This is a genomic window from Streptomyces sp. NPDC005533 (genome assembly GCF_042871845.1).
Taxonomy (GTDB): Bacteria; Actinomycetota; Actinomycetes; order Streptomycetales; family Streptomycetaceae; genus Streptomyces.
Map to the genome: position 1 here is coordinate 1 of NZ_JBIAJH010000129.1, position 4,087 is coordinate 4,087.

Here is a 4,087-nt window from a genome sequence, read left to right on the forward strand (position 1 = left end):
ACCCCCCAGGTCATCCGTTCGACAGAGGGGACACAGTCATACCGGGCCCGGAGGCCAGCGGCCCCATTGCAGGACCGCGAAAAAGATAACGGGGGTGATGCGAGCGGCGGCGGCAAATGCCGCCAGGCACAGCCGCTGGTCATCGCCTACACCAGACTTCTGACTGAAGCAAAATGAGGCCGCGCACTTCTGGCCCACCACCATGCGCCTGCCTCCGGATGCAACCGAACTGGACTCCGTCGAGGTCGTCTGGCTTACTCGCGCGCAGAATGGCATGGCCAACAGCGACTGCGGCCGACTCGACGCTATTGAGCGCAAACTCCGCGGCGAGTTACAAGAGGATCAACCCCCGACCGCGTCGGATCAGGGCTGTCTCAGCCAACCGACCTGATGAACGCACTTTCGACCTTGCCCTCGAACCTCAGTAAGTGCCAGGAACCCTCGATATGGGCGCTGACCCGGTCCCTGACAGAGCTGAGTTGGACAGTATGTGACGATGCGGGGCCGGGCAACATTGCGTGTCGACGTCGGTTGCGACTATTGCGGGTCAGCCTGTCGGGAGCGGTGGGGGGTCTGCAGGGGCCGGCGGCAGGCGGTGTGTGGCTACCTCTTCCTCGGCGGCTACGAGTGCAGCGTAGGCGTTGCGTTGTCCCATGAGCACGCACAGAGTATAGGCAGCGGCGTCGAGTTCACTACGTTGGCCGGGGTCATGCGGCGCAGCGAGGGTGCGGCGGCGGGCAGACCGGAGTTCATTGATGTGTTCACGCAGGACCCCCGGTGGTGGGCGCAGGCCGATAAAAGCTTTGGCAGGTGGGGTCTGAGCCCGGCTGACTTCGGCGCGTAGCAGTGCTTCGAGCCGTGGGTTGGCCAGGGTGCGGGCGTGGGTGGCGATGACATTCTCGGCGAGATGTTGCGTAGTGGTCCCTGCGGCGCGGGCAGTGTTGGCGAGGATGCGGCGAGCGGAGTCGGATGTGCAGGGCGTCCAAGCCATCACCACGCCAGTCGCCCGCGCAATGGCGGCCCAAGTGGTCGTATTATCTGGGCCCCCGCCAGTGGCGGCAGGCTCAGTGGGATCGTCCGTGGCCGGCGACTGATCCACGCATAACTCCTTCGTCGTGCTGTGGGTGAAGCCGCTGTTTAGCATCTCCTAGCTCAGCCGGAGAGTGACAGGGCGGCAAATCCGCCGATCGAATGAGGCTGAACGCACCTCGTTGACGCCTGGATGGAGTCATGAGCTAACCTCTGCCCGACCAGCCGCCAAGCCCGTAGGCAAGCCCGTGCCTGGAAATCTACTGCCGCTCGCTCTGCATCATCGCGATCGGCAAGGCGCGCGCCATTGCGCCGCTTCGGTGGCGAGCGCCAGTTGCTCGGCTGGACCGGTGCGAGGCGTCCTGGGACAGGATCGGGGGCCTACTCCCTGACTCCCCCGCTTTGCTCCCAGCCCAGGGCCGGCGGAGACCGGTCTGCAGACGGTGATCCGGCCTCGATCCTCTACAGGCTGCACGAGGGAGCGAAGAAGATCCTGAAGGAGGGAACCTGCCTAGGCGTAGCAGTACCGGCCCGCACGACGGCCGAGCGCCTATGGGCGTCAGCGGGGCTTTTAGCGCGGTCAGGCCCTTCCCATCTCGCCGCTCCGCCGGCCGCCCTTGCCCCGCCAGGCATGGCCTCACGAGTAAGCCTTCTGTCGAGGCCGCTTTGGGCCATTGCGCGTGCTTCTTATTGGTCGATGGTGTAGAGCGGTCCAGGGAACTTCATCGTGACGGCGTTTCGGTTCTTCTCCGGTCTTGGCTGCGGTGTAACGTGCGGCCTCGTCAGATAACGGTGAAAGGTCCTCTAAAGTGAGCAAATCCCAGAAAGGCCGAAAGCGTCGCAAGGTGAATATGATTCCGCGTCCTGGGCCCGCTGCAACCCGCGCTCGTCTGCCGGCTCCGGCCATGCCCGATCCTCAACTGCCTAATTGGGACCGTGTCCTGGCCCGCTTGGGTTACGAGCGCCTACCCGGCCAGAAGTCCCTCACTCCGTGTTCGGAGAAGCCTGCTGATACGGCCTCTTCTGTGGATACCTTCCGCTCTGCTCGGGATGGCGGACTCGGGCGAAACGCCGAGCGTACCTACCGTCTGCTTGCTGCGGCTGGCCCGTCGGGAGCCACTCTGGAGGGTCTGTGTCAGGCCGTGGGATACACGCCTCAGACTGTTCTGCGCCACCTGGCCGGCCTGGCGAGGCACCGGCTGGTCCTGCAGACCCTCGACGGACACTGGGTCTGTCCCGACCTCACCGCCGCTCGTATGCGCAACGGGTAAGTGCCATGCACTTGCTCTGGTGCTCTTGCTGCACTCCAGCGCAGGCCACCGCTTGGCCGGAGAGACGGCTGGACCGAAGACCACCCGCGATTGGAACGGCCCGCTACTGCCCGTCATCGCCCCTGCCGTTGCCAGGGACCCACCAAGGCCACTCAGGACAGTGAGCATTTTCAGAGTGGCTACCGATTGGGTGACGGGGCGGTGCGTCTGAATTGGGTAGGGCCTCTGGGTTGTTGAGGGAGGTATCACCGCTCAACTCCTCAGCCTGGTAGCTTTTTTGGTTTCCTCTCGTGCCGTATTCGATGTTCCGCATGCCCTTGTGGAGTGGGTCACGATGCTCATCGCCACCCGTGAGGGTGACAGACGATGCAGACTGCCGGCTTCGAGCAGGGTCCTGGCCGTGCTGGTGTACCTCAAGAGGAACGGCGCCTTCACCCGGATCGCCGTCGGCTTCGGGATCAGCGTGGGGGTGGCCCACAGCTACGTCCACTGCGTGATCGAGGTCCTGGGCCGCCGGGCTCCGGGTCTGACCGCGCCCCTGAGATCCGCCGGCGCCCGTTATGTCCTCCTCGACGGGGCTCTTGCCGAGTGTCGTGCGTGCGGCCCGCCAGAGCAGGCGAGAGCCACACCAGGTTCCTGTCAGGGGCCGTGATGACCTGCAGGTTTATTCCGTGCCGACGATGTTTTCCCGGGTGGTCGGCCCGGCTGTTAGCCCGGGAATGACCTCACCGTCAAACAGGTGTGCGTTGATCGGGCGCACTCACGGCTCCGGTGGCCAAGCTGGGCGAGACGAGGCAGGTGGCCTGCTGCGAGGAGAACGGCCAGCGGTCCTGACGCTCCAGGCGAGCGGCGCCGACTGCACGGAGCAGTCGCAGGGGTGGAGGCGGACGTAGGGATCCCGCGGGAGCCGCAAAGGCGCCTTCAAGTCGACGGGGAGATCAGAGGCAGCTGCAGCATCCGGGACCGGCCGGCCTCCAGCCCGACCGATGGCCTCGCCTGCAAGTCTGGTTGATCCGCCGTTGGAGTTGGTGAGTCAGTCGGCCAGCTGGAAGCTCAAATCCGCCGACTGGAGAAGACCCGGCCTGGCACGGACGCGGTTTCCAGATAGCCGTTCGTGTGTTCGGTCAGCCTCTTCACTTCCGGACCTCTGCGCTTACAGAGGACGAATTTGCTGCCAGCAGGCAGGCGAACGCTGCGAACTGAAGCCCGGGCCTGCTGGGCTGTCAGGGCCGATGGCTCCACCGTTGTCTCAGAGCTGAGCTGTGGGAACGGAACCCAATCCCTCAGCGGCAGCCAGCGGCCAGTGACCAGATCGGCTACGTCTCTCACGGGCAGCATTCGGGCGGTGATCCACCGAGAAGCGGCCGCCACCGTCACCAGCACCGCCGGATGGCCCGCTTGCACGAGGCCGACGGGGATCGCGGCGGCTGGAAACGGCCCCGTTCACAGACCGTCCTCGACGCCCAATCGACGGGCTGTAACTGATCATTTCAGTATGGGTTTGATGTAGGGGCTTGGCAGTTGGGCTTGAGGGCGGCAGAGTGCTGTGGGTGTCGGATGATCTTGTGCCTGATGACCTGTGGGAACGCGTCGCTCCTCTGCTGCCTCCTCGTCCGCCGCGGCGCCGGAGGTATCCCGGTCGGCTGCCCGCCGACGACCGGGCGGCCTTGCGTGGGATCGTTTACGTGCTCAGCAGCGGGGTGACGTCCTGGCGGCGTCTTCGGGACTGGACCGAGGCGGGCGTCTGGCCCCGGCTGCATGAAGTCCTCCTGGCAGAACTACGTGCG

Annotated in this window: 2 protein-coding genes and 2 pseudogenes; 2 read left to right on the forward strand and 2 right to left on the reverse strand. The window is 65.3% G+C overall.

The genetic code is table 11. The features are described from left to right. Nucleotides 1-547: 547 nt before the first annotated feature. The gene (locus ACFYP3_RS37120; RefSeq protein ID WP_388842496.1) at nucleotides 548-1,144 is read right to left on the reverse strand and encodes a DUF5133 domain-containing protein; all 597 of its coding nucleotides are present in this window, start codon (nucleotides 1,142-1,144) and stop codon (nucleotides 548-550) included. 1,433 nt (nucleotides 1,145-2,577) lie between these two features. On the opposite strand from ACFYP3_RS37120, the pseudogene ACFYP3_RS37125 reads away from it, so the two are divergent. Next, a pseudogene (locus ACFYP3_RS37125) lies at nucleotides 2,578-2,904 on the forward strand (transposase family protein); the annotation flags it as partial. Here ACFYP3_RS37125 and ACFYP3_RS37130 read toward each other — a convergent pair. Beyond that, nucleotides 2,891-3,010, reverse strand: a pseudogene (locus ACFYP3_RS37130) (IS5/IS1182 family transposase); the annotation flags it as partial. The pseudogenes ACFYP3_RS37125 and ACFYP3_RS37130 sit on opposite strands and share 14 nt — an antisense overlap. 840 nt (nucleotides 3,011-3,850) lie before the next feature. Here ACFYP3_RS37130 and ACFYP3_RS37135 point away from each other — a divergent pair. Further along, nucleotides 3,851-4,087 (forward strand): transposase (locus tag ACFYP3_RS37135; RefSeq protein WP_388842498.1); only part of this gene is annotated, 237 nt, incomplete at its 3' end.

Coding starts and splice junctions, on each gene's coding strand:
- ACFYP3_RS37120 (WP_388842496.1), bottom strand. CDS start 1,144: ATGCTAAACAGCGGCTTCACCCACAGCACGACGAAGGAGTTATGCGTG.